Here is a 22,780-nt window from a genome sequence, read left to right on the forward strand (position 1 = left end):
AATTCCTTTCCATATCAATCCTAATTTCCGACCGGTTGAATTCCCTCCGCGTCGCCCGCAACCGCCCTGTCACAGAGGGGAATGTCATACCGCAAAATCACCTGGTTCCGTCTCAGCGGGTGAACACTCCAACGACAAACAAAGCTTGAAAAAATCCCCCAAACTCTATATAAAACCAGTATTACGCCTGTCACCTAGCATCCTGTATACAATAAGTCCTGGAGGTTCCCGGATGGTCGACCAACTTACATATGAGCAGCTTGCGCAAGAGGTCCGGAGATTAGAAATAGAACTTGCCAGGCAAAAAAAGACCGAGACAGCGCTTAGGGAGAGCAGGGAACGGTTGTCCCAAATTCTTCAGGAGACATCGATCCCCACCTTTGTAATCGACAGCGACCACCGGGTCACCCATGTCAACAAATCTTTCGAGACCCTGACCGGCATTTCCGCGGAAGATATTATCGGCACCCGGGACCATTGGAAGGCTTTCTATCCCACCCAAAGACCCACCATGGCCGACCTGATCGTGGACGATGTCTCTGAACAGGAAATAGCCAGATACTATAAGGGCCGATATCAGAAATCCGCCTTTGTGAAGGGCGCCTATCAATCCGAACGACAGTTTCGCCACCTTAAGGAGGGGAGCAGATGGCTCTTCTTTACTGCGTCGCCGTTGAAGGATGCCTCGGGGAACCTTATCGGGGCCATTGAGACGCTTCAGGATATCACCGAGCAAAAAAAGACGGAACTGGCCCTTCAAAAATCTGAGCGGCGAATGAGGACGCTCATGGATTTCGTCCCATACCCGATCGTCGTATTTACCCTGACGGGCCGGGTATACTACCTGAACCCTGCGTTTACCGAAATATTCGGCTGGACCCTGGATGAATTGGAAGGAAAGACCATCCCCTATACGCCCCCCGGTCTTGAAGAAGAAACAGGTAAGGCGATAAAAGAGCTTTTGGAAAAGAAGGTCATTCTTCGTCACGAAACCAAGCGGCTTACAAAAGACGGTCGGGTCCTGGACGTGGTCATGAGAGCGGCCGTCTATTCCGAAGACAGGAGTGAACCCGCAGGGGAGCTTGTCCTGTTAAGGGATATCACCCGTGAGAAGAAAATTGCCCGCATGAACCAGACCATCCTCAGGTTCAGCACGTCCCTCCATGAATATCCTGACATGGAGGAACTCCTGGATTATATCAGCGCCGAGATCAAACAACTGTTGGGCACTGAAGGGGGATTGGTCGTACTCCTGGATGAAGAAAATCAGGAACTTTTCTACAAGGGCGCTGCCTATGATGACAGCATGACCCAGGAAAAGATAAAAGACATCCGATTCCCTGCTGACAGAAGCGTGGCCGGCAGGGTGATTCGAACCGGCCAGCCGGTCATTGTTCCGGATACCTCCAAGGAACCCGATTTCTTTCCGGGAATAGACAAGGAGCTTGGCTATAAGACCCGGAATCTGATCGAGGCGCCCTTGAGAAGCGGGGACCGGATTATCGGGGCCTTGTGCGCACGCAATAAAAAAGAAGGCGATTTCGACGAAACAGACCTCGAGCTGTTGAGCATGATGGCCGGGACCGTTGCACTGGCCATTGAAAATGCCAGGTTTTCCGAAGAAATCATCGAGGCCTACAGGACCAATGAGTCTCTGCTCAGGATCAGCAGGGCACTCCCGGCATATCCTGAACTGGAAGGACTCCAGGATTACATCAGCCAGGAAGTCAAACGACTTCTGGATTCCGAGGGCGCCCTTGTCATCCTGCTGGATGAAGAAAATCAGGAACTCTACTTTATCGGCGCGGCCTATGACGACACCGCCACTCAGAAACGGATCAAGGAGATCCGGTTTCCCATTGAGGAGCTTGTGGCGGGAAAGGTGATCAGGACCGGCGAGCCCGTCATTGTTTCCGACACATCCACGGATCGAGAACTCCACGGTGAGAGAGACAAGAAGCTGGGCTATCATACAAGGAATCTTCTTTTGGTTCCCCTGAAGAGCAAAGACCGGATTATCGGGGTGTTATGCGCCATCAACAAGAAGGGGGAGGAGCCCTTTGACCAGGCAAATGTAGAGTTGCTGAGCATGATCGCCGGGACCGTGGCCCTTTCCATAGACAACGCCCGTTTTGCTGAAGAATTGAAGCGCGCGTACATAGAGGTCACGAGCATGAACCGGGCCAAGGACAAGGTGATTAACCACCTCTCCCATGAGTTGAAGACCCCGGTCTCTGTCCTCTCCGGCTCCCTCAATATCCTGGAGAAAAACCTGACACAACTCCCTGAAGACAAGTGGAAGAATACGATTATCCGAAGCAAGAGAAACCTGGACCGCATCATAGAGATCCAGAGCCAGGTGGAAGACATCATGCGGGAACGCCAATACCGGTCCTATGGACTCTTGACCCAGATGCTTGCGGAGTGTACGGATGAACTGGAAACCCTGTTCGCAGAGGAGGTGGGAGAGGGGCGGCTGGTGGAAACAATTCGAAAAAAGATCGATACGCTGTTTGGCCCCAAGAAACTCGAGCCCAAGGAGGTGGCCCTGGACCGATACGTCGGGGAGAGAATCGCAGCCCTCGAGCCCCTGTTTTCACACCGCCAGGTCGATATCATACGCCGGCTCGAATCTGCGCCACCGGTCTGCATGCCCCTCGATCCTTTGCAGAAGACCATCGACGGCCTCATCAAGAACGCCGTTGAAAACACCCCGGACCAAGGACAAATAGAGGTCATGGTCAGGAAAAGGGACGGGGGTACCGAATTGGTGGTGCGTGACTGCGGCGTCGGCATCATAGAAGAGGATCAACAAAGGATCTTCGAAGGATTTTTTGCCACTCAGGACACCATGGCCTATTCATCCAAGCGGGCCTTTGACTTCAATGCCGGCGGAAAAGGGGCTGATCTGTTGCGCATGAAGATCTTCTCCGAGCGGTACGGTTTTGAGATCCACATGGAGTCCACCAGATGCAAATTCATACCGGAAAATACGGATGTATGTCCCGGGCGGATCAGCGAATGCGCTCATTGCACCAATGAAGAGGATTGCCGTCAAACAGGGGGAAGCACATTCTCTATTTATTTTCCTGAAAAAGGGAAAGCCCGGGCCGTCGCCCGCATTCCGCAATATCCGGGTTCACCGGATTGACCGTAAACCGTTGACCCCCTGAATCCGTGTATGCAAAGATATCGAGACTTTAATACCTACCTGAAAGAAATATTCGGTGAAAGGGTCCAGAAAATATCTCTGGATGTCGGCCTCGGCTGTCCCAATCGCGACGGGACCATCTCCCGGGAGGGGTGCCTTTTCTGCGACCGCAGAGGATCCGGCACCGGTGCCTTCATTGAGGAAGGCCTCTCCATCGACGATCAGATTATCCGGGCGAAAGAGGTCATTCAAAAGCGCTACAAGGCCCGGAAATTCATCGCCTATTTTCAGTCTTTCTCCAACACCTATGCCCCTCCCCCCCGTCTGAAATTCCTCTATGACCAGGCATTGACCCACAAGGGGATGGTGGGGCTGTCCGTGGCCACGCGACCCGACTGCGTGACTCGTGAGATCCTGGCCCTCATCCGATCTTATCAGAGGGATTACCTGGTCTGGCTCGAATACGGTCTCCAATCGTCACACGATATAACCCTGAAGCGGATCCATCGAGGGCATGATGTCTCCTGTTTTGAAACAAGCGTTCGCATGGCCGCCGACCAGGCCATCAACGTGTGCGCCCACATCATCCTGGGACTCCCGGGCGAAGACCGGGACATGATGCTCGAGACCGCCCGGTACCTGGCCCGGCTTCCTGTCCAGGGTGTGAAAATTCACCTCCTGTATGTGGTTAAGGGGACCCCCCTGGCCGAACTCTATGGCAAAACCGCCTTCAGATGCCTGGGCAGAGACGAATACGCCGACCTTGTCGTGGACGTCCTGGAGATGCTCCCCCCGGACATGGTGATCCATCGGCTCACCGGCGATCCTCCATCTTCGGAACTGATAGCCCCGGCATGGGCCGGGGAAAAGCAGATAAATTTAGGCGTTATTCAAGATACGCTTCAAAGGAGAGACACATGGCAGGGAAGACATTTCCAGACCTCTACTGCTCGCAAATAAAGCTGGATCGTTTGACCGTATACCTGGCATCTACAGGGAAAGGGGCGTTTCGGGTCGGACTGGGGCTGAACCGGACCAGCCGTTCCGTGCTGTTTTTCAGGCGTCTGTTTCCGACCGCGCGTCTCACAGAGGACCACCGTCTGAATCGCCCTCTTGCCGAGGCCGTGGAGGCTGCCTTTCGAAATACCCCCACTGAAACCCCCCTCGCCATGGATGTCTCGTTCACTCCGTTTCAACGGGCGGTATTGGAGGCGGTGGCCGCCATCCCCTTTGGCCGGACACGGACATATGGAGCGGTGGCCTCAATAATAGGAAAGCCCCTGGCCGCCAGGGCCGTGGGTCAGGTCATGGGGAGAAATCCCATCCCTCTGATCTATCCGTGACATAGGGTAGTGGCTGCCGGGGGGCCCGGCGGTTTTGGAAGCGGGCTGGAGGTGAAACAATATCTGTTGGACTACGAAGCCGACGAATAGATGCCCATCCGCACTATCGCTGCGGTTCCCCCAGTTTCTCTCGGAGGAGCTGATCCATGGCGATCTTGTACTCGGCAGACCCGGGCGTCAGCGTCTTTTTCTGGTCCAGCTGGGCAATAATGTCTTTCTCCACCTTTTCGAACTGATTACGGCTCTGGCTGATGATCCGGTCAATGGCATGGTAGATATCCTCATCCGTTCCGTAGATGTCGATCACGTCCGGGTCATTGATAAGGATCTCCATCAGATATTGGGTCATATACAAAGAATAGGGATTCGGATGCGAGACGAGATTGCGGATGGGTGAAACAAAATATTTGAAATCAAATTCCGAGCTATTAAGGGCCATTTTCAGGCCTTTGAGGATCGAATCTGAAACAGCCGTGGCATTATCGGTTTCAATAATCTTTTCCTCTAACAGGGTCTGCCGCAGCTTGTTATGAATTTCAGGGAGTTTGAACCTGAAGAATCTTCCCTGCTGAAAGGCCCTCTGCTTCTCCTGCCTCTCAAGTTTATTAATCAATTTATCCTGAACTCTGCCCGAATCTCTTGTATACATGGAGAACCTTTTCGGCCTAATCCTTGGCTTTGGAAGGCGCCGGAGCTTCCTTCTTATTCTTGGTGTCTGTCGCCGATGCGGTCTCTGATTTTTTTTCTCCGTCAGAACTCTTTTCCGGGCTCTTGGCGCAGGTGGCCCCTGACTTGGAGGCATAATCAGTTACGTACCAGCCTGTCCCTTTCAGATGAAAGGTGCTTTGAGAAATAACTTTCTTGACTTTGTGAGAATGACACATCTCGCACTCGGTCAGCGGCGGATCTGAAAACTTCTGCAAGACTTCCATATGACGTCCGCATGCGTCACATTCATATTCGTAAATCGGCATTCCTAGTTTCCTCCTTCATGTCACTCCTGATTTGACAGATCCTGTGGCCCTGGTAAGAATCCAGAACATAATCCAGGTGGGCCAGGGAAAATTTTTTCAATATGTCAAAGGTCAGCGAGTGCACGACCTCCTCTTCCTCGGCCCGCTCTCTATCCGTCACATCGAATCTCTGAAAAAACTTACAGAATCTGACGATATGGACCAGTTCGTGGGTGAAGATATATACCAGAAACGGCAGAAGCGCCAGATCTCTATCCCTTCTCAGTGCCCTTAGGATGAGATGGTCTTGCAGGCAAATGAAATAAAAATCGCGTGTCTTGGTCCTGGGTTCAAAATCCTTCAATACCCTTATCCCCTTACTCAGCACGGCAAGGGCAACGCTGCTGATCTCCCTTTGGTTCAAAGAGGAGAGGGTTTTTACATCATACCCATATCTCTTGGATTGCCCGATCGACGTCTTGAAGAAATTTCCTGTTGCATCTTCTGCAATGTCGAGGGCATCGCTTACTGTAATAAGTTCATTCCGCCTGAAATGGGCCATCTTGAAAGGCTCATGGATTGCATATAAGTCACGCAGAAAATAAGCCCTACCCCGCATTTGTCAATATCTGATCGGGATTTTTATTGGTGGCGGTGACTGGATTTGAACCAGTGACTCTACGGATATGAGCCGTATGCTCTGACCAACTGAGCTACACCGCCTCTATATACCATAAACTTCTAATTTATCGAAATTTCATTTTTTGTCAATCAAATAATGACAGCGGGCTTATCTGGTGCTGGAAGGGAATTGAATGGGATAGGATCTGGGGATTGAGGCAATACCCTCAATCCCCAGATCCTTACTTTACATGTACTTCTTGACCTCTTCCGTCAGGGCCGGAACCACATCAAAAAGGTCGCCGACCACCCCGTAATCGGCCTTCTGAAATATGGGGGCGTCCTCATCCTTATTAATGGCCACGATTACCTTTGAGGTGCTCATGCCCGCCAAATGCTGAATCGCCCCGGATATGCCGCACGCCACATAAAGGTTCGGCGACACCACCTTTCCAGTCTGCCCCACCTGGTCTGCATGGGGCCGCCAGCCCGCGTCCACCGCCGACCGGGAAGCACCGACGCTGGCACCGATAATAGCGGCCAATGCCTCTAAAATAGTGTAATTTTCAGGTCCCTTCATGCCGCGGCCGCCTGAGACGATCTTGTCTGCCTCTGTCAGGTCCACCTTGCCGCTTTCATCCTTAACCACATCAACGACCTTTGTCTTGAGCTCGGCATCATCAAGCGTAAAAGACGCATCCACCACCTCCGCGGATCTGGAAGGATCGGGCTCACGAATGCTCATTACCTTTGGTCTGGCAGTGGCCATCTGGGGCCAACTGTTTTCAAAGGTCACCTTTGCGTAGGCCTTGCCCGCATAGATGGGGCGGGTGGCCACCAGATTCCCGTCTTCAACGGCGAAAGCCGTGCAGTCCTGGGCCATGGCCACGTCTAACCTGGCGGCCAATCTGCCGGCCAGATCCTTTCCCTCGACAGACGCACCCAAAAGCAATATGCCGGGTTCATTGGCCTTCACCAGCTGGGAAATAACAGAGACATACGCATCCGTTGTATAGGGGGAAAGCCTTGAATCGTCAGCCACCAGGACCTTGTCCGCTCCGTAGGGGCCGAATTCCGCGGCTTTTTCTTTGACATTGGAGCCGAGCAGCACCACTGTCAGATCCTGACCCAAGGCATCGGCCAGACGCCTCCCTTCACTGACCAGTTCGTAACTAATTTTCCGGATTTCTCCGTCCCTTTGCTCAGCAATTATCCAGACTCCCTGTGCCATTTTTATCTCCTTACCTGTCTGTATTGTTCCACATTCACACATCACGCCGCAGCGACACCATGCCTCCGGTGGAAGGCTTAGAGGACCTTCGCCTCTTCGTGGAGTAATTTCGCCAATTGTGCAGCCTTTTCCTGCGGTGTCTCCCCTTCGATAATCTTACCCGCCTGCCTGCCGGGAGGCGGCGTCAGCTCCAGGATTTTCAGCTTTCTTGCCCCTGTTCCGAAATCGGCACTGTCCAGCCCCAGATCCGCAAGAGATTTTTCAGCGAGGGGTTTTTTCTTCGCCTTCATAATCCCGGGCAATGACGCATAACGCGGTTCGTTTAAGCCTTTTTGGGCCGTGATCAGGGCCGGAAGCGTCGATGTGATGATCAGCGTTTCCCCTTCGATGGGCCGTTCCACCTTTACCGACTTGCCGTCCTCCGCCACTTCCACCTTGACAATCAGGGAAAGCTGCGGAATGCCCAACAACTCCGCCACGGTGGCGCCGACAATGCCCAAATCGTCATCTACCGCCCGCTGTCCGGTGAAGATGAGATCGTATTCAGTGTCTTTGACGGCCGCGGCGAGCGCCTTTGCATGGGCAAGGGAATCACTTCCTTCCAATGCCTCGTCGCTGACGAGAATCCCCTTGTCAGCGCCCATGGCCAGTGCTGTGCGTATGGATTCGGTGACCCTTTTCGGGCCGAGCCCTATCACAGTGACCTCTCCCCCATGTTTTTCCTTCAAACGCAAAGCCTCTTCTACCCCAAATTCATCATAGGGATTCATGACCCATTTGATGTCATCGGTCACAATGGACTTGCCGTCCGATCCGATCTTGATCTGGGTCTCTGTATCCGGCACCTGTTTCAGACAAACGATAATATTCACGTGATCCTCCTTTCTCAAACCCATTAACGAATTTTTAATTTGTCGACCATGGTGTGGGTCGACAATATGATAACCCATCTCCTTTTCGCCTACGCATCATGACGCCTGAAAAATCAGCATTGTTCCGGGCATCCGGGTATACATTCTACGGGAATGCCGGCCTATGCCCGGATACCCGTCGACCCGGGGCAAACGCTTATCCCGTCCAAGAAATATTCGCTGATCTGTCTGGCGACGGTTTTGATATCATATTGCCTGCGACTTGACAACACCCAACATCTGGACACCTCATCCAATGCCCCAAAAAATGCCCTCTTGGCCACATTGGGGACTATATTTTTCTTGAAAAGTCCCGATTTCTGACCTTCCACGACGATGTCTTCTATAATGTTCAGGTATTGAATGAATTTTTCATTTTTATATTCTTTCATGAACTTGCCGCTCTGGCGCAGTTCAACCTGAATGATCTCGGCCATGTCCTTATTATTATGGATAAGGCTCAGATGGGTCCATGCGAATTCTTCGAGCTTTTTCGCCGGATCGGTCAGGTTCACCAACCGGGAGGTCATATTATCCAGTACGGCCTGCATCTGCTCCTCGAACAGAGAGATGAGAATATCGTCCTTATTCTCAAAATAGATATAAATGGTGCCGTCCGCAACCCGGGCCTCTTTGGCAATCTCCGATATCTTGGACTGGTAGAAGCCCTTCCTGGCAAAAACCTTGGTGGCCGCTGCAATAATTCTCTGATATTTTTCGTTGTTTTTTCTCTTCGCCATGAGTTCACCGTTAATGAATGACTATTCATTCAGAAATCAGATACCATTGCCCGGCCGGGCTGTCAAGCCTTTTTCTCCATCTTCCTGCAAATGCAGTGAAAAACCAGCCGGATCAGGCGCCTCAAGAGCGACGGAAATTATGGGAACTTGGATGGCAATAACTTCTTGACAAGAAAATCATAGTTGAATTAGAGTGCCTGGATACATCATCTGGAGAACACATCAAGCTGGGCAAGGATATATCCGGAACAGCGATCTGGCGGCCCAACAGCGCTCTGTCTATAATTTATAATTCCAGAAAGAAAAGGAGGTGATCCGGTTTCGGCGTGAGGTTTTGTGGATGTAGTGAATAAACTCTTTAGTTGATAAAGGAGAGGCCCATGCGCAAATTACTGGTTTTGACGACTGTTTTTTTGGTTATTGCAGGATTGGTCGCAATCGGCATCCCAACTGGCGCTTTCGCAAAAGACATCAAGGCGGGGGCGGTTATTAACCTGACAGGCCCGGCATCCACGTGGGGTCAATTCCACGCCAAAGGACAACAAGACTATTTCCGGTATATCAATGAGGAGAAAGGGGGCATCGCCGGCAATAAGATCGACCTGACGGTGGTTGACCATGCCTATAAAGTCCCCGAAGCCCTTAAATTCGTAAAGAAATTCTGCACATCCGATAAAATGGATATGATTGCCACCTGGGATGCAGGTTCCGGGATCATGGCCAAACCGATCATTCAGAAGTATAAAGTCCCCAACATCAATTATTCCACCTATCAGGGCATCCTCAAGCCTCCTGTCGATTATGCGTACCTCCCCTTTGGTAGTTATGTAATGGACTCGTACGCGGTTCTCGGATACATCAAGGCCATCCACAAAGGGAATGCGGCGCCCAAGGTGGGACTTTTGACCTATAACAACGCCTACGGAAAATCGATTCACGAACCCAGCCAGGAGTATGCCTCCAAAAACAACATAGAAATCGTTGCCGTTGAGGAATTCCCGCCCAAGAGCCTGGATCTCAAGACCGAACTCCTGAGGCTGAAAGACAAAGGGGCGGAATATATCTTCATGCAGTGCCTCCCTTCCGCCATTATCATGGCGCTTCAGTCCGCAGACCGGGTGAGTTATGACGTCCCCTTTTTCGGCACCTGGACATCGACGGATCCCGATTTCTTCAAACGGGGAGCGGGCCTTATTCGAGACCGGATGCACATGCAATTCCCGGGATGTCTGCCAGGTGACGGCACGCCGGGCATTAAAATGATTGAAGACCTGATGGCGCGGTATAAGACCGTGGATAAATTTGACTGTTCCTACTGGGAGGGGATTGTTATCGGAGCTATCATGGCCAGGGCCTTCCAGAGGGCGCATGACAAATTGGGTAAGATAGACAGCGAGTCCATAAATGTGGCGCTGGAGACCTTCCAAAATGAAGATTTCGGCGGATTGATCCCCAACATCACCTACACCGCCACCGACCACAGCGGTTCTTTTTCCGCCCGAATTGTTAAAATTAATGAAGATCAGACATTCAAACCGCTAACCAACTTCTGGAACCCGGAAAAGGAAAAGGTAACGATCTTAAAATGAAAGCCTTTCGCGGTGAACCCAGTATCTTCACCTCAGCTCGGCCCGAGGAACGACGGGCCGAGCTGGAGGTGAAAGACCTGACCCTCAAGTTTGGCGGGATTACGGCGCTGACCAAGATTGATCTGAATGTCCGGAACGGCGAACTGGTATCCATTATCGGACCTAACGGCGCAGGCAAGACCAGCCTTTTAAACTGCATTACCGGCTATTACAAACCCCAGGAAGGCCATATTTCTTTTAACGGGCAGGATGTCACCCGCCTGTCCACGCATCATCTCACCCGGATCGGCATCGGTCGGACCTATCAGAACATCGAGCTTTTTCCCGGCATGACGGTGCTCTCCAACATGCTGCTGGCCAGGCACGTCCATTGCAATTATCATGTGGGAAAGGCCGCCCTCTTCCTGAAGAGCGTGCGAGAAGAAGAAGTTCGCCACCGGAAGATTCTGGAAGAACTCATCGATTTTTTGGAGATGCAGCCGATCCGGAAGCAGCTTGTCGGTTCTCTCCCGTATGGGCTGAGAAAGCGTGTTGAATTGGGCCGTGCATTGGCGCTGCAACCCAAGCTCCTGGTCCTGGATGAGCCCTTTGCAGGGATGACCCTGGAGGAAAAGGAGGACATGGTCCGGTTTCTGATCGAATTGAATGAGGCATGGAACCAGACCATGATACTGGTGGAACATGACATGTCCATCGTCATGAGTATCTCGAAGCGGGTGGCGGTATTTGATTTCGGGGTCAAAATAGCGGAGGGATCTCCGGATTTTGTTCAAAATCATCCCCAAGTCGTTAAGGCCTATCTCGGAGATACTTCCAAAATTGAATAGGCGCAGCCACATAAACACCTCACCGGAATTGCGAACTTATGGATCAAGTAATTCAGGGATCGAGGGATTAATGGTATCGGGAAAAGGATGTCTGTGAACAGCAACAATGGAATAGAGCGGATTGACCCGGAGACGCTGTCCTCTTTAGGGCAATTTACCTTGCCTCAGATCCTGCTGAGACAGTCGGAGCGTTTGGGGGCTGAACGGATCGCCCTGCGGGATAAGGCGTACGGCATATGGCAGACCTATCATTGGAAAGATTATTTCCGATATACAAAACTCATCGGAATGGGTCTGATCTCCCTCGGCCTCAAACGGGGTGAGAATGTCGGTCTGATCCTTGATAATGACCCGGAATGGCTCTTTGCAGAGCTGGGGGCACAGTCTGTGGGGGGAGTGGCCCTCCCCCTGTTTACATCGGCCGTGGCCAAGGAATTGGTCGGGGGCCTTAACCGGGCCGAAGCCGCCTATGTCTTTGCGCAGGACCAGGAACAGGTGGACAAACTCCTTGCCTGCAAGGGAGACCTGCCCCACACGAGACGCGTCATCTACACCGATCCCACCGGCATGCGGACTTACGAGGACAACCCCTGGCTGATCAGCTTCAGTCAGCTCCTGGATCTGGGGGAAGAACTGGACAAGGAACAGCCCGAGCTCTACAACAAAGAGCTATGGGAGGGAAAGCCCGAGGATGTGGCGCTCATGCTCATGACATCGGGGACCACCGGGTTCCCCAAATTGGTCATGTTAAGCCATGGCAATTTTACCGATATGGCCTCCAAGTGGCTCCAGACAGCCCCCATCGGCATTGAGGACAACTGGATTTCGATCACGCCGACCGCCTGGATCGTAGACCAGATGTGGGGCGTGGGCGTCACGCTCTGCGGCGGGATGGTCATGAATTTCCCGGAGACCTTTGAGACGGCAGTGGAGGACTTCCGGGAAATCGGACCGACGGTTATCGTCTCCTCTTCCAGGTTCTGGGAGGATCTCGCGTCCAAGATCCGGGTCAAGATCAATGATGCAGGATTCATCAAGCGGCGACTCTATGACATGTCGCAGAAAATCGGCAGGCAGATTGTTGACCTTGAATCAGAGAAGAAGGCGGTCCCCGGACGGCTGAGGCTGTCGCGGTGGCTGGGCACCCGAGTGGTTTCCAGACCCCTGATGGATCGCGTCGGGTGTCTCAACTTCCGCGCGGCCTACACGGGCGGACACCCCATCAGTCCGGATGTCATTCGGTTTTTCAGGGCCAACGGCCTCAACCTGAAACAATGTTACGGGCTGACGGAAACCTGCGGGATATTTCAGGTGCAGCCGGATGACGAGGTTAAACCGGAGACCGTGGGCAAACCCCTTCCCGGAACAGAGATCAGGATCACCGAAGACCAGGAGGTCCTGGTTCGCAGCAAATCCAACTTTGTCGGATACTTTCAGAACCCGGAGGCAACCGCCGAGTCCCTGAAAGACGGCTGGTTCTATACCGGGGATGCCGGCTACTATGACGACGACGGTCACCTTCTCATCATCGGTCGAAAGCAGGATATCATGCGAACCCGTGAAGGAGAGGCCTTCTCGCCCGACTTTATTGAAACCAGGCTCAAGTTCAGCCCGTACATCAAAGAGGCCGTCATCTGGGGAGAAGGACAGGAATTTCTCACGGCCTTCATCAACATCGACTTCGGAAACGTAGGAAACTGGGCCGAAGACAGAAAAATACCCTATACCACCTATACGGATTTGTCCCAACAGCCGGCTGTGGAGGAATTGATCCGGGGCGAGGTGGCCGAGGTCAATACCCAGTTGCCGGACCCGATGAGACTGGTCCGCATTATTCTATTGTATAAACTTCTGGACGCGGACGATGAAGAATTGACGCGAACGGGCAAGGTGAGGCGCAAATATGTCTTTGAGCAGTATAAGACCCTCATCGATGCCATGTATTCGGAAAAGACGGAACTGCCGATAAAGGGCCAAGTGCGATACAGGGACGGCACTATCGGGACCATCGAAACAACCGTAAAGATACTGACGGTGTGAGGGGGCATCTACGGGTATGGAATTTTTTCTTCAGCTTCTGGTAAGCGGGCTTTCATTAGGGTTTCTTTACGCCCTTTCGGCGCTCGGCTTTGTCATGATTTTTAAATCGAGCAGCGTCCTCAATTTTGCCCACGGCGAACTGATGGCCATCGGGGCGTTTCTCTTCCTTGCCCTCTCCGCCTGGGCGGATCTGCCCATTGTCCTGGCGTTTGCATTGACCCTGGCCGGAAGTTTCACCCTCGGCTTTATCCTGGAGAAATTTTTCCTTCGCCCACTGATTGGAGAGGCCCTTATCCAGGTCATCATGCTGACACTGGGACTGGCCCTGATGTTCAGGGGGTTGTTGCTCTTCATCTTCGGCGGAGACATTCACGACTATCCCGATTTCCTCCCCCAGGCCCTCTCCATGCAGTGGGGGGCCATCCAGATCCCCGCCGCCTATGTGGCAGCATTCATTATCGGCATCCTGTTTTTAATCCTGTTCGGGTTCTTTTTCAAATATTCATCCCAGGGGATCTACATGAGGTCTGTGGCCGACAATCAGCCCGCGGCCCTCTCCCTCGGCGTTCACGTGAGAAGGGTGTTTGCCCTCTCCTGGGCCATCGCCGCCCTGGTCTGCGCCATGAGCGGCATTGTCTTAGGCATCATCAACGGGATCAACGTTCACGAGCTGAGTTCCATCGGGCTCAAGGTGTTCCCTGTGGTGATCTTAGGCGGATTGGACAGCATCGGCGGCGCCATCCTGGGGGGCGTCATTATCGGCCTGCTGGAGACCTTTACCGGCGGGTACATCTCCACCTCGCTCAGGGAAATCATTCCCTACATTGTCCTGATTTTCATACTCATGGTAAAACCATACGGACTCTTCGGCCTGGTGGAAATCGAACGGGTTTAATAGATTGCAGGTTGGCCATTTTAGATTGTAGCCCTTAGGCCCTTATTCCCGGAACCCTGTCAGAAAAGTCATAGGACCACGTGTCATAGATATGATCCTCCTGATTTTGCGCAGAAATCAGAATACAGGAGACAGAAAAAACCTTTTTAACTCTGCGTCTTTGCGTCTTTGCGCGAGACATTCTCGGAATGAGGAAAAGACATAGACATGCGTAAACTCCAGTTTCATCCTTGCGGCAGCTTCAAGACCAGTTACCATCAAGATTTAAATATCTTCAGCACCGATTTCGGCCGGCTCTGGATGGGCATCGGCATCGTGCTCCTCTTTGGTGTCGTGCCGTTCATCAGCAGTTCTTATACGTTGTATATCCTCAACAGCGTAGGCATTTATGCCATTGCCGCGGTCGGCCTGAATCTCCTCATCGGGTTTACCGGCCAGATCTCACTGGGTCACGGGGCTTTTTTCGGCGTCGGGGCCTATGCCGGCGCCATCCTGGCCACCAGGGTGGGTCTTCCTTTTTTCGTTGCAGTGCCCCTTGCTGGGGTCATCGCCGCTGCCGTAGGCATGGTCTTTGGTCTTCCCTCGGCCCGGTTGAAACACCTCTACCTCTGTATCGCGACGCTGGCAGGACAGTTCATCATCGAATATGTCCTGGTCCAGTGGGAATCACTGACAGGGGGTGCCATGGGTATCGTCGTTCCGAGCGCCACCCTGTTCGGGATTGATTTAGGGAGCGATCGCGCCTTTTTCTATGTCATATTTTTCTTGTTTGTTCTGATGACATGGATCGCCGTCAACCTGATCCGCACCCGGATCGGCCGCGCCTTCATCGCCATTCGAGACAATGACCGGGCGGCCGAGGGGATGGGGATTCCGATATTTCCCTATAAGCTCCTCTCCTTCGCCATCAGCTCCTTTTATGCGGGGTTCGCCGGTGCCCTGTTTGCCTACTATACCATGAGCATCACGCCCGAGCCTTTTAATCTGTGGCTGTCCATCGAATATATCGCCATGATCATCATCGGAGGGATGGGGAGCATCCCGGGCTCTGTTTTCGGGACCATCTTCATTGTAACCCTCAATGAGGTGTTGAGTCACATTACGGAATATCTGATGAATGTGGGGGTTTCCACCGGGGTCGCCATCACCATCGCCCCGCTCCGGGAGTTCGTCTACGGACTGGCCATTGTCCTCTTTATCATCTTTGAACCCAAAGGGCTGGCCGAGGTATGGCGCATCGTGCGGTCAAACTTCAGGTTGTGGCCGTTTTCTTACTGAGAGGCTGTTTACACCATGCAGGATGATATCAGGCTACTGATCAATAATATCAGCGTTGTCTATTCGGATGTCATACAGGTCTTAAAGGGCGTTTCCCTTACCATTCGGGAAGGTCAGGTGGTCTCCCTTTTGGGGAGCAACGGGGCCGGAAAAACGACGACACTCAAGGCCATTTCCGGCCTGCTCAAACCTGAAAACGGCAAGGTAACCGAAGGTTCCATTGAATATGACGGCAAACCGGTTCAGAATTCCTCTCCCGAAGAGATCACGCGGAAAGGGATCATCCAGGTACTGGAGGGACGTCAGGAATTTAAATACCTGACCGTGGAAGAAAACCTGAGGGTCGGCACAGCCACTCGATGGGGAAAGCCCTACCAGAAAGATCTGGAGCTGGTTTACAACTACTTCCCCGCCCTCCTGGCAAGGAAAAAGTCGATGGCAGGCTACTGCAGCGGCGGAGAACTCCAGATGGTGGTCATCGGAAGGGCCCTGATGGCCCATCCGAAGTTGCTCCTCCTGGACGAACCCTCTCTGGGGCTTGCCCCGCTCCTGGTCAAGGAGATCTTCCAGATCATTCGGCGGATCAACCAGGAGCAGAAAACCACCCTCCTGGTGGTAGAACAGAACGCCAATATGGCACTTCAGATCGCCCATTATGGCTATGTCATGGAAAATGGGAAGATCGTCATGGAGAGCGGCGCTGAAGAGCTCAGGCAAAATCCCGATGTAAAGGAGTTTTATTTAGGCACGGCTGCCTCGGGTGCGCTCAAATCTTATAAGAATGTGAAGGCATATAAACGTCGCAAACGCTGGCTCTAATCCTCTTATCGGCAAGAACCCGGGCGTTTGAAAGGATGTTTTTGTTATCACGAAACAGCCTATGCGCGCATGAATATGGATGCGACTCTCCTTTACTGAGTTTCATACAGCCCGGACTCTCCATTGCGCCAATCCATCCACCACTGGAGATCGAAGCTACATGGGTTCCAGCAACCCCCTGCCGGAACAGAGCCTTTGGAAAGAAGGCCCTTTTCAATTCATCAATCCCGATGATTTTCCATCCTTAGGAATTGATCCCTCATCTGTCCCGTTAGGGACATTCGCCTCTTTCAAACACCCTTCCCAGCTTCGCAGCAGATTCGGCGGCAATGCCTACGGATTCGGCCTCTTTGAGGATTACGACCGTCTCAAGCCGAGCGAAATCGAACAGCTTCAGGCCATTGATCTTGATAGCGCCGACCATATTCAAGCCCATTATAAGGAACTGAATGAAATCTATCGCAAAATGGGTTTGCTGATCCGGTTTTCCAGCCGTGGAAAACGGTATTATCTCATCCCCGTCCACCTGATGTCCAACTCCCTCATCCATGTCACGGCCAAGGTGGATGAAATCAGCAAGACCGTCGGATACCACCGGAAGAAATTCCTTAAGGAGTATCACCGGATCGGCGTCTTCTGCCGGCCGGACGATCTGATTCTGCAGGAACTGACCTTCCGCCTCAAGGAACATCATTTCATTGTTCTGGATTCCTTTGAAAAATTGTCAAATCTGAACCGGACACTGGATCTTGTCATATTGCCCAGCGATATGTATGAGATTGTTCTGATGGAGAAATTCAGCCCCCTGGCCCGGGAGGCCCTTTCCAAAAGACGTCTCGACCAGTATTGCACCTATCTGCTTTGGAAAATCTATAATGTATTAAAGCCGGAGGAAGGCGAGATCTTTATCCTTGCAGACCATCTCACCGCCAGAACCCACCAAAACGTCGACATGACATTCCATACCGAGCATGAGGAAAAAAATTTCTTATTGTTCACCCATCTTTTCAGCACTCGAAAACGTTATCAGATCAAAGAACACAGGGTCAGGGTCAGCATCTTCGATCTTCAGAAGTATCTGAGCGCATCTTACGTGGAACAAGAAGGCATCACCCAGTTGCTTGGCGGGAAGTCTTTTGAAGAATTGTCGCTGGAGGAGATCCATGATCTTCCGTACCTGAATACCCCGTTTGAGGACTGGCCCTTTTTTATTGATCAGGAAAAGGCATGGTCCAAGCTCCTGGCACCATTTTTTGACAAGGTGTTGCTCAACCCCGTGGTACCCGATCCCGTGAGGAGAGAGTGGAACAAGCGATTTTCGTGCAGGGAGTACTCTCCCAAGTACATGCTCATCTACCTGGGCCAGAGAAGGCCGGTCAAAACTCCGGTGTCCGGCGTCAAGAAGGAGGTCGCCGATTCCAACCTGATGGGCTGTCCCATAGAACTGGTGGCGGATTACCGGAATTCATTTGAATACTTGATCCGAACCCTGAAAATTTTGAGGGGGAGACTCAAGAGAGAGGACTACCAGCCCCTTCCCCAGGTCTTTATCGACCGGTTGAGACTGCCGCTGGAGAGCAAGAGCCGGAGGTTCAGCGCCCTCAATGACGTCATCAAGCTCACCAAAAGAATCCACTCCCTCGATCGGATACAGGGTTACCTGAACCCTGGCGGGACCGAGGGACCCAGGACCAGACTCTTTGAAAATCTGGAGGCCCTGGCCCTCTTCGGGTTTTCCCACAACGAACTCAAGGAAATTATCCTCATCGCCCTGGGACACACCGCCATGGGTCGGATCATCTCAGGCAAGGTCACTGAGAAGGCTTTGAAACCGGTTTCCGATCTGGCCAAAACCTATGATTTGCAGCAGGCCCTCAATCTGCTCCGTTACTGCCGATTGATGACACTGGCCGAAACAGAGGCAGCCCGGGATACGGAGCTGACCCAAATACAGCTTCAACAGCTTTTTGAACTCTACGAATCCGCTGTCAGGGTCGTTGTCAACCGGGAACTGGATTGGAACCAGCTGCTGGACGAAAAGATCGCCGCCATGGGCGGCATTCATAACAGGATCGTCCAGAAAATACTCATGATGATGAATTATTTTGAGTTTCTCGACAATTGGGCCGAACTGAGGAAAAAGGGCCGGATGGAGAAGGAGTCTCTGGCGGATTATGATGAACAGCGGTTGGCAAGGATAGAAAAAGTCATTAACCTGGTAAATAAGATGGAACACTTCGAAGAGATGTACCTCAACTTCGATCCTCTTCACCTGGCCGTTTTCTACAGAAAATTTCTTGACCTGACATTCCACGGAACGTGGCATCTTTTTGAAAGAATGACCCCTGAAAATGTCTTTGTGCTTCTCTGGATCGCCGTCAATGTGGCTCAGGGGGAAATCGTCAATTTCAATCCGATTTTGGCTGATGTGGAGACCCTCGACATGGAAAACCGGGTGAAAAAGATCGAGCAGGACGCGCGGTCCATCAATATCGAGCACCTGAATCTCGCGGTTCTTAAGGAGTTCAGCGATCAACTGAAGCGCGAACACATCTCCTTTATTATGGGTACGGGATTTCAGCTGAAGGTATCTTCCCAAACCCAGGCGTTGGACATTTCCTACACGGATGTGGCCCGAGACATTGAACGCCTAAGCACCCTGGCACAGAGGGTCAAGGGCAGCCTCATTTCAGATATCCCCGTCACCCTTCTGAAACGGCTGGAGACCCTGTTTTCCAATCTGGAGGCGTTTTTTCAAGGTCACCTCAGGATCATTCATGAAGTAGACCCTGCACCGAGCATCCCTGCCAGGCAGAAGCAGTGGTTTCAGGAAGTGAAGGAATTAAGAGCCACCCTGAAATCCATCTTCATGACCGTGATGTTCCGTCCTGAATCCCTCTATTCGGATATGGAGGCCCTCTACCGCAATTCGCCCTCCCTGTTGAATTACCTGATCCCGGAATTTACGGCACTTCAGGATCTCGACCTTTCCGGGCATATCTACTTGACCGCCCCGGTAACAGATTACATCCTCACGGCAACCCGGAAATATCAGGCCTTGATCACCCACGACAAACAGAGCTACTACGATACGGAATTTCTGCACCGGCTGGCTCAGAAGGAATTCGGCCCGATGGCCGCAGGGATCGTGGGCGTCAGCGAATTGCAGCTGGAGACCCTCTGGAACATCCTGGAGAATCTCAAAAGCAATCCGGATCTGTCGGATGCACTCACCAAGTCATTCATCTTTCAGGATATCGGAAGGATTCCTCACCTCAGGGAAGCGTACAGAGAGGAGATTAACCCGTCGGATCTTGCCGACACCGGTGCGTTTCTGGTGGACAGGGAAAGGGTTGCAGAGAGATACAATCTCACCCAACAGGGAAAATCCTATCTCATTTTCTTAGTCAAACACCATGGGTTGCTTCACCATATGGTCCGCGGAGAGGTATCCTTTGCAGCACTCCAATCGGTCATCGTCCCCCTGGATAAGGAGCTCTTCGACGCCTTTCTGAGCTCTTCATTCATTATGCTTTCCGCGATCAGGGAAGATCTTATCCTTGAGGATCTGGCCATCCGCCTCTTCCAGATACGAACCATGTGCCATCAAATCATCGATGGCGCCACAACCCTTGATCAACAGATGAACACTATTTTTGAGGAAAGAGGCGCCCTCTACCATGTCCTGGAGACGTATCAGACCCAGGGACTCCCGGATGGGATTTCATTGGATGAGTGTCTGGAATCGACTCAATGGAACAAGGCCGAGCCCTCAATGGCCCTCGCGGCCGGAAGGATGATCTTTGCCACAGAGAGGCTCCTGAGGCTGAGAGGGATTCGGTATGTTGAATTTCAAGATCTGGTGAACATGATACTGAAGGTCCCCTTGAAATACATTCATAAAAAAAGAAGATTTCACAATGTGGGGTATGCCACTTTCGAGAAGGAGGTTTACGAGGCATTTCGCATCTACAAGACCCTCCAGGCCTTGTCAGAACCGGTGAGGCACTTCATCCTCGATCAGCTTATCGGAGACAGGGTGCGTATCTTCGGCTATGAGAAGGTCAGCGGTTTTCTGACCTACCAAAATCAGGTCAAACTCCTCCTGATAGGGCTGCTGGGCATCCGGGAGATCTCCTCCGCCAGTCTTCCCATTTCACTCAGCTTTCTGGAGATGATAAAGGAAATCGATAAACGCTACGAAGCAGTCAATGAATGCCTTAACAACCTTTCTATGCGGCAGATCTGGGAAGAAAGATCTCAGACAATCCGTCTCCTGAACGCCAAGAACGGCATCCTCCTCAGAAAAGATAAATTCCCCAACCTCCTTTCAGTGGAATTTCAGGACCTGATTTCCATCTCCCGGAAAATATCGTATCTCTCATCCATCAATGACCTGGAACAATTGAAAAACTATTTTCATTACAGCTTAAGATCCCTGAGAACCTATCCCTTCTATACGGATGATTATGAACGGCGCCTGGAGGAGGCGTTTGAAAAAAGGATGACCGAGGTAACCGATATGATTCTGAACCGTACGGAAAAGCAGATGGGCCTGGTCAAGGATTTCGAGGACCTGCACAACCTGGTCAGCGATCTCCTGGACCGGTCATGGGATATCGGGCTCTCCCCTGAGCAAAAGCACCGGCTGAACGACCTTTATGAGATGCGAAAGGATGCATTGAAGCGGGAAAAGCTCACCGAGATTCAAGGCGTCCTTGCAAACATTCAAGACATGGAGGAGCTGAAGGGCTACTGGCGGAGCATCAAATGGTATCTTCAGAAAAATCGTCGCTATTTTGGAAAGGAATTCGAGCACCTCATCGCTGAAAAATTTGATGCGAAGGACGCCGCCCTGGGGCCCGCCTGAAAACCTGCCTACCCGGCAACCCTTTCCAGCAATTCCTTGGTCTTCACCACATTCATGTTCAATCCCAGCTCTTTTCTGTCAAATCCCATGGCCAGTCCAAGGACCTGGGTCAAGTAGAGGACCGGAAGGTTATACGTCACATTGAATTCCGATTCAATGCTCTTCTGGTTTCCGTCGTACATGACCGAGCAGAAAGGGCACACCAGACAGAGCGCGTCCGCCCCCGCATCCGCAAGGCTGTCCAGCTTCTTCTTGGTGACGGACAGGGCCACCTTTTCATCCACAGGAAGTACGGGACCGCCGCAGCACATTTTCTTGCCCGAATACGCCACCACCTCGGCCCCGGTAAGGGCGACCAGTTCTTCGATGGATCCGGGGTCTTCCACATCGTCAAAACAATCGTGGATGGAGGACGGCTTGAGATAATGGCAGCCGTAGTGGACGGCGATTCTGAGGCCCTTCAGATCCCTTTTAAAAGAGTTTCTGATGGTTTCCGCCCCCACTTCTTCAAACAGGACCCGGGCAAAATGCCTTACCCTCGGGCCCTCTCTGTATGTCAGGCCCACTTCGGAAAGTCGCTCATTGACCCGGGCCTTTTCGTCGTCGTCCTGCGAGAGGTGGTGTACGGCCTCGGCCAGCTGGGAGGCGCAGGAACTGCACAGGGAGCATATATCCAGGCCTTTCTCCCGGGCCAGGGAAAGGTTGTAAGCGGCCATGAGAGTGGAAGCCTCCCTATCTGCGGCCTTTATGGGAAATCCGCAACACATAAACCTGTCCGTCTCTATCAGGTCAATCCCCAGGGTCTCTGCCACTCTTCTGGCGGAGAGCTCATAATTTCTGGCCCTGGCGGGAATGGTACAGCCCAAAAAAAATGCGTATTTCATTAATCCGTCCCTTGACGTTTTGTCGACTGATTGCACCTCAAAGGGTTCTTCCGTGCATGATACCGTCAAACCCGATCCCCATATTATTATTCATTATTCAGCAACGGTCTGTTTATGGAACAATTTCTCTATTTCCTTACATGCGGTAGGCAATACCGGCAGTCCCGCCTTTGTCCGCTTCTTGTTGTCAAAATCATCGATCGGATAGATCCGGCCGTCATTGGTGACCAGTTTCAGCTGGGCCCTTATTCCGGCGGGCGCAAACCCCTCCTTGATGGCCATGTTCTTCAGGAGGGTCATGAACTCCGTGATGTTCACGCCCTGGGGGCATCTCTCCTGACATGTATAACAGGTGGCGCAGAGCCATACGAAATCGCTTCTGAGGACCTCATCCTTGAGCCCGTAAATGGCCATTCGAATGATCTTGGCCGGGCTGAACTCCTTGTTGACGGCCGATATGGGACAGCCCGCCACGCAACTGCGACAGGTGAAACAGGCCTGTATCATTTCCCCTCCGGGCTGTCGGGCCACGTCCTTTAAAAAATCCGGATCGCTCCGATCCAGGTCTATGATTCCCATAATATCACCTTGATAGCATCCGTTGCGGAATTGATGGGGGTCCCTCCCT

Annotated in this window: 18 protein-coding genes and 1 tRNA gene; 10 read left to right on the plus strand and 9 right to left on the minus strand. The window is 52.1% G+C overall.

All coding sequences use genetic code 11. The annotated features are described in order from the left end of the window. Positions 1 to 232 precede the first annotated feature (232 nt). From K9N21_06145 to K9N21_06155, 3 genes are read left to right on the plus strand one after another with little or no spacing between them, the layout of a single operon-like run. Positions 233 to 3,151: a GAF domain-containing protein gene (locus K9N21_06145; protein MCF8143484.1), complete on the plus strand. Its 2,919-nt coding sequence runs from the start codon at positions 233 to 235 to the stop codon at positions 3,149 to 3,151. 30 nt (positions 3,152 to 3,181) lie between these two features. Then, positions 3,182 to 4,111: a TIGR01212 family radical SAM protein gene (locus tag K9N21_06150; protein ID MCF8143485.1), complete on the plus strand. Its 930-nt coding sequence runs from the start codon at positions 3,182 to 3,184 to the stop codon at positions 4,109 to 4,111. Then, positions 4,069 to 4,494 (plus strand): methylated-DNA--[protein]-cysteine S-methyltransferase, encoded by a 426-nt coding sequence (locus K9N21_06155; GenBank protein MCF8143486.1) that lies wholly within the window; start codon positions 4,069 to 4,071, stop codon positions 4,492 to 4,494. Before K9N21_06150 ends, K9N21_06155 begins: the two co-directional genes overlap by 43 nt. 103 nt (positions 4,495 to 4,597) lie before the next feature. Here the strand turns inward: K9N21_06155 and K9N21_06160 are convergent, their stop codons facing one another. From K9N21_06160 to K9N21_06190, 7 genes are all read right to left on the minus strand, one after another. Then, positions 4,598 to 5,107, minus strand: coding sequence for a DUF507 family protein (locus K9N21_06160; GenBank protein ID MCF8143487.1), 510 nt, complete (start codon positions 5,105 to 5,107; stop codon positions 4,598 to 4,600). A 52-nt stretch (positions 5,108 to 5,159) separates the two neighbouring features. Next, positions 5,160 to 5,468 (minus strand): zinc ribbon domain-containing protein, encoded by a 309-nt coding sequence (locus K9N21_06165; protein ID MCF8143488.1) that lies wholly within the window; start codon positions 5,466 to 5,468, stop codon positions 5,160 to 5,162. After that, on the minus strand, positions 5,449 to 6,009 hold the full coding sequence (locus tag K9N21_06170) for a hypothetical protein (protein ID MCF8143489.1): 561 nt from the start codon (positions 6,007 to 6,009) through the stop codon (positions 5,449 to 5,451). Before K9N21_06170 ends, K9N21_06165 begins: the two co-directional genes overlap by 20 nt. A gap of 84 nt (positions 6,010 to 6,093) precedes the next feature. After that, positions 6,094 to 6,170 (minus strand) — tRNA-Met (locus K9N21_06175). Positions 6,171 to 6,315: 145 nt separating this feature from the next. Then, complete coding sequence (locus K9N21_06180; protein ID MCF8143490.1) at positions 6,316 to 7,299, minus strand: electron transfer flavoprotein subunit alpha/FixB family protein; 984 nt, start codon at positions 7,297 to 7,299, stop codon at positions 6,316 to 6,318. 77 nt (positions 7,300 to 7,376) lie between these two features. Continuing rightward, positions 7,377 to 8,171: an electron transfer flavoprotein subunit beta/FixA family protein gene (locus K9N21_06185; GenBank protein MCF8143491.1), complete on the minus strand. Its 795-nt coding sequence runs from the start codon at positions 8,169 to 8,171 to the stop codon at positions 7,377 to 7,379. 161 nt (positions 8,172 to 8,332) lie between these two features. After that, positions 8,333 to 8,950 carry a TetR family transcriptional regulator gene (locus K9N21_06190; protein MCF8143492.1) on the minus strand — a complete coding sequence of 206 codons (618 nt, stop codon included), beginning with the start codon at positions 8,948 to 8,950 and terminating at the stop codon, positions 8,333 to 8,335. Positions 8,951 to 9,330: 380 nt separating this feature from the next. Here K9N21_06190 and K9N21_06195 point away from each other — a divergent pair, with 380 nt between their 5' ends. From K9N21_06195 to K9N21_06225, 7 genes are all read left to right on the plus strand, one after another. Continuing rightward, positions 9,331 to 10,539 (plus strand): ABC transporter substrate-binding protein, encoded by a 1,209-nt coding sequence (locus tag K9N21_06195; GenBank protein ID MCF8143493.1) that lies wholly within the window; start codon positions 9,331 to 9,333, stop codon positions 10,537 to 10,539. After that, positions 10,536 to 11,366: an ABC transporter ATP-binding protein gene (locus K9N21_06200; GenBank protein ID MCF8143494.1), complete on the plus strand. Its 831-nt coding sequence runs from the start codon at positions 10,536 to 10,538 to the stop codon at positions 11,364 to 11,366. The genes K9N21_06195 and K9N21_06200 overlap by 4 nt, the downstream gene beginning before the upstream one ends. Before the next feature lie 93 nt (positions 11,367 to 11,459). Next, on the plus strand, positions 11,460 to 13,406 hold the full coding sequence (locus K9N21_06205; protein ID MCF8143495.1) for an AMP-binding protein: 1,947 nt from the start codon (positions 11,460 to 11,462) through the stop codon (positions 13,404 to 13,406). Positions 13,407 to 13,422: 16 nt separating this feature from the next. Next, positions 13,423 to 14,301, plus strand: a complete 879-nt coding sequence (locus K9N21_06210; GenBank protein MCF8143496.1) for a branched-chain amino acid ABC transporter permease — start codon at positions 13,423 to 13,425, stop codon at positions 14,299 to 14,301. Positions 14,302 to 14,508: 207 nt separating this feature from the next. Then, a complete protein-coding gene (locus K9N21_06215) occupies positions 14,509 to 15,579 on the plus strand; it encodes a branched-chain amino acid ABC transporter permease (protein ID MCF8143497.1) in 1,071 nt (356 codons plus the stop codon). 15 nt (positions 15,580 to 15,594) lie between these two features. Then, complete coding sequence (locus K9N21_06220) at positions 15,595 to 16,398, plus strand: ABC transporter ATP-binding protein (protein MCF8143498.1); 804 nt, start codon at positions 15,595 to 15,597, stop codon at positions 16,396 to 16,398. A gap of 160 nt (positions 16,399 to 16,558) precedes the next feature. Continuing rightward, on the plus strand, positions 16,559 to 21,268 hold the full coding sequence (locus K9N21_06225) for a hypothetical protein (protein ID MCF8143499.1): 4,710 nt from the start codon (positions 16,559 to 16,561) through the stop codon (positions 21,266 to 21,268). 8 nt (positions 21,269 to 21,276) lie between these two features. Here K9N21_06225 and K9N21_06230 read toward each other — a convergent pair whose 3' ends face one another. After that, complete coding sequence (locus K9N21_06230; GenBank protein ID MCF8143500.1) at positions 21,277 to 22,152, minus strand: CoB--CoM heterodisulfide reductase iron-sulfur subunit B family protein; 876 nt, start codon at positions 22,150 to 22,152, stop codon at positions 21,277 to 21,279. Positions 22,153 to 22,245: 93 nt separating this feature from the next. Beyond that, entirely contained in the window at positions 22,246 to 22,731 is a 486-nt protein-coding gene (locus K9N21_06235; protein MCF8143501.1) for a 4Fe-4S dicluster domain-containing protein, read from the minus strand. Between the last annotated feature and the right edge of the window lie 49 nt (positions 22,732 to 22,780).

Source organism: Deltaproteobacteria bacterium (assembly GCA_021737785.1).
GTDB lineage: Bacteria > Desulfobacterota > DSM-4660 > Desulfatiglandales > Desulfatiglandaceae > AUK324.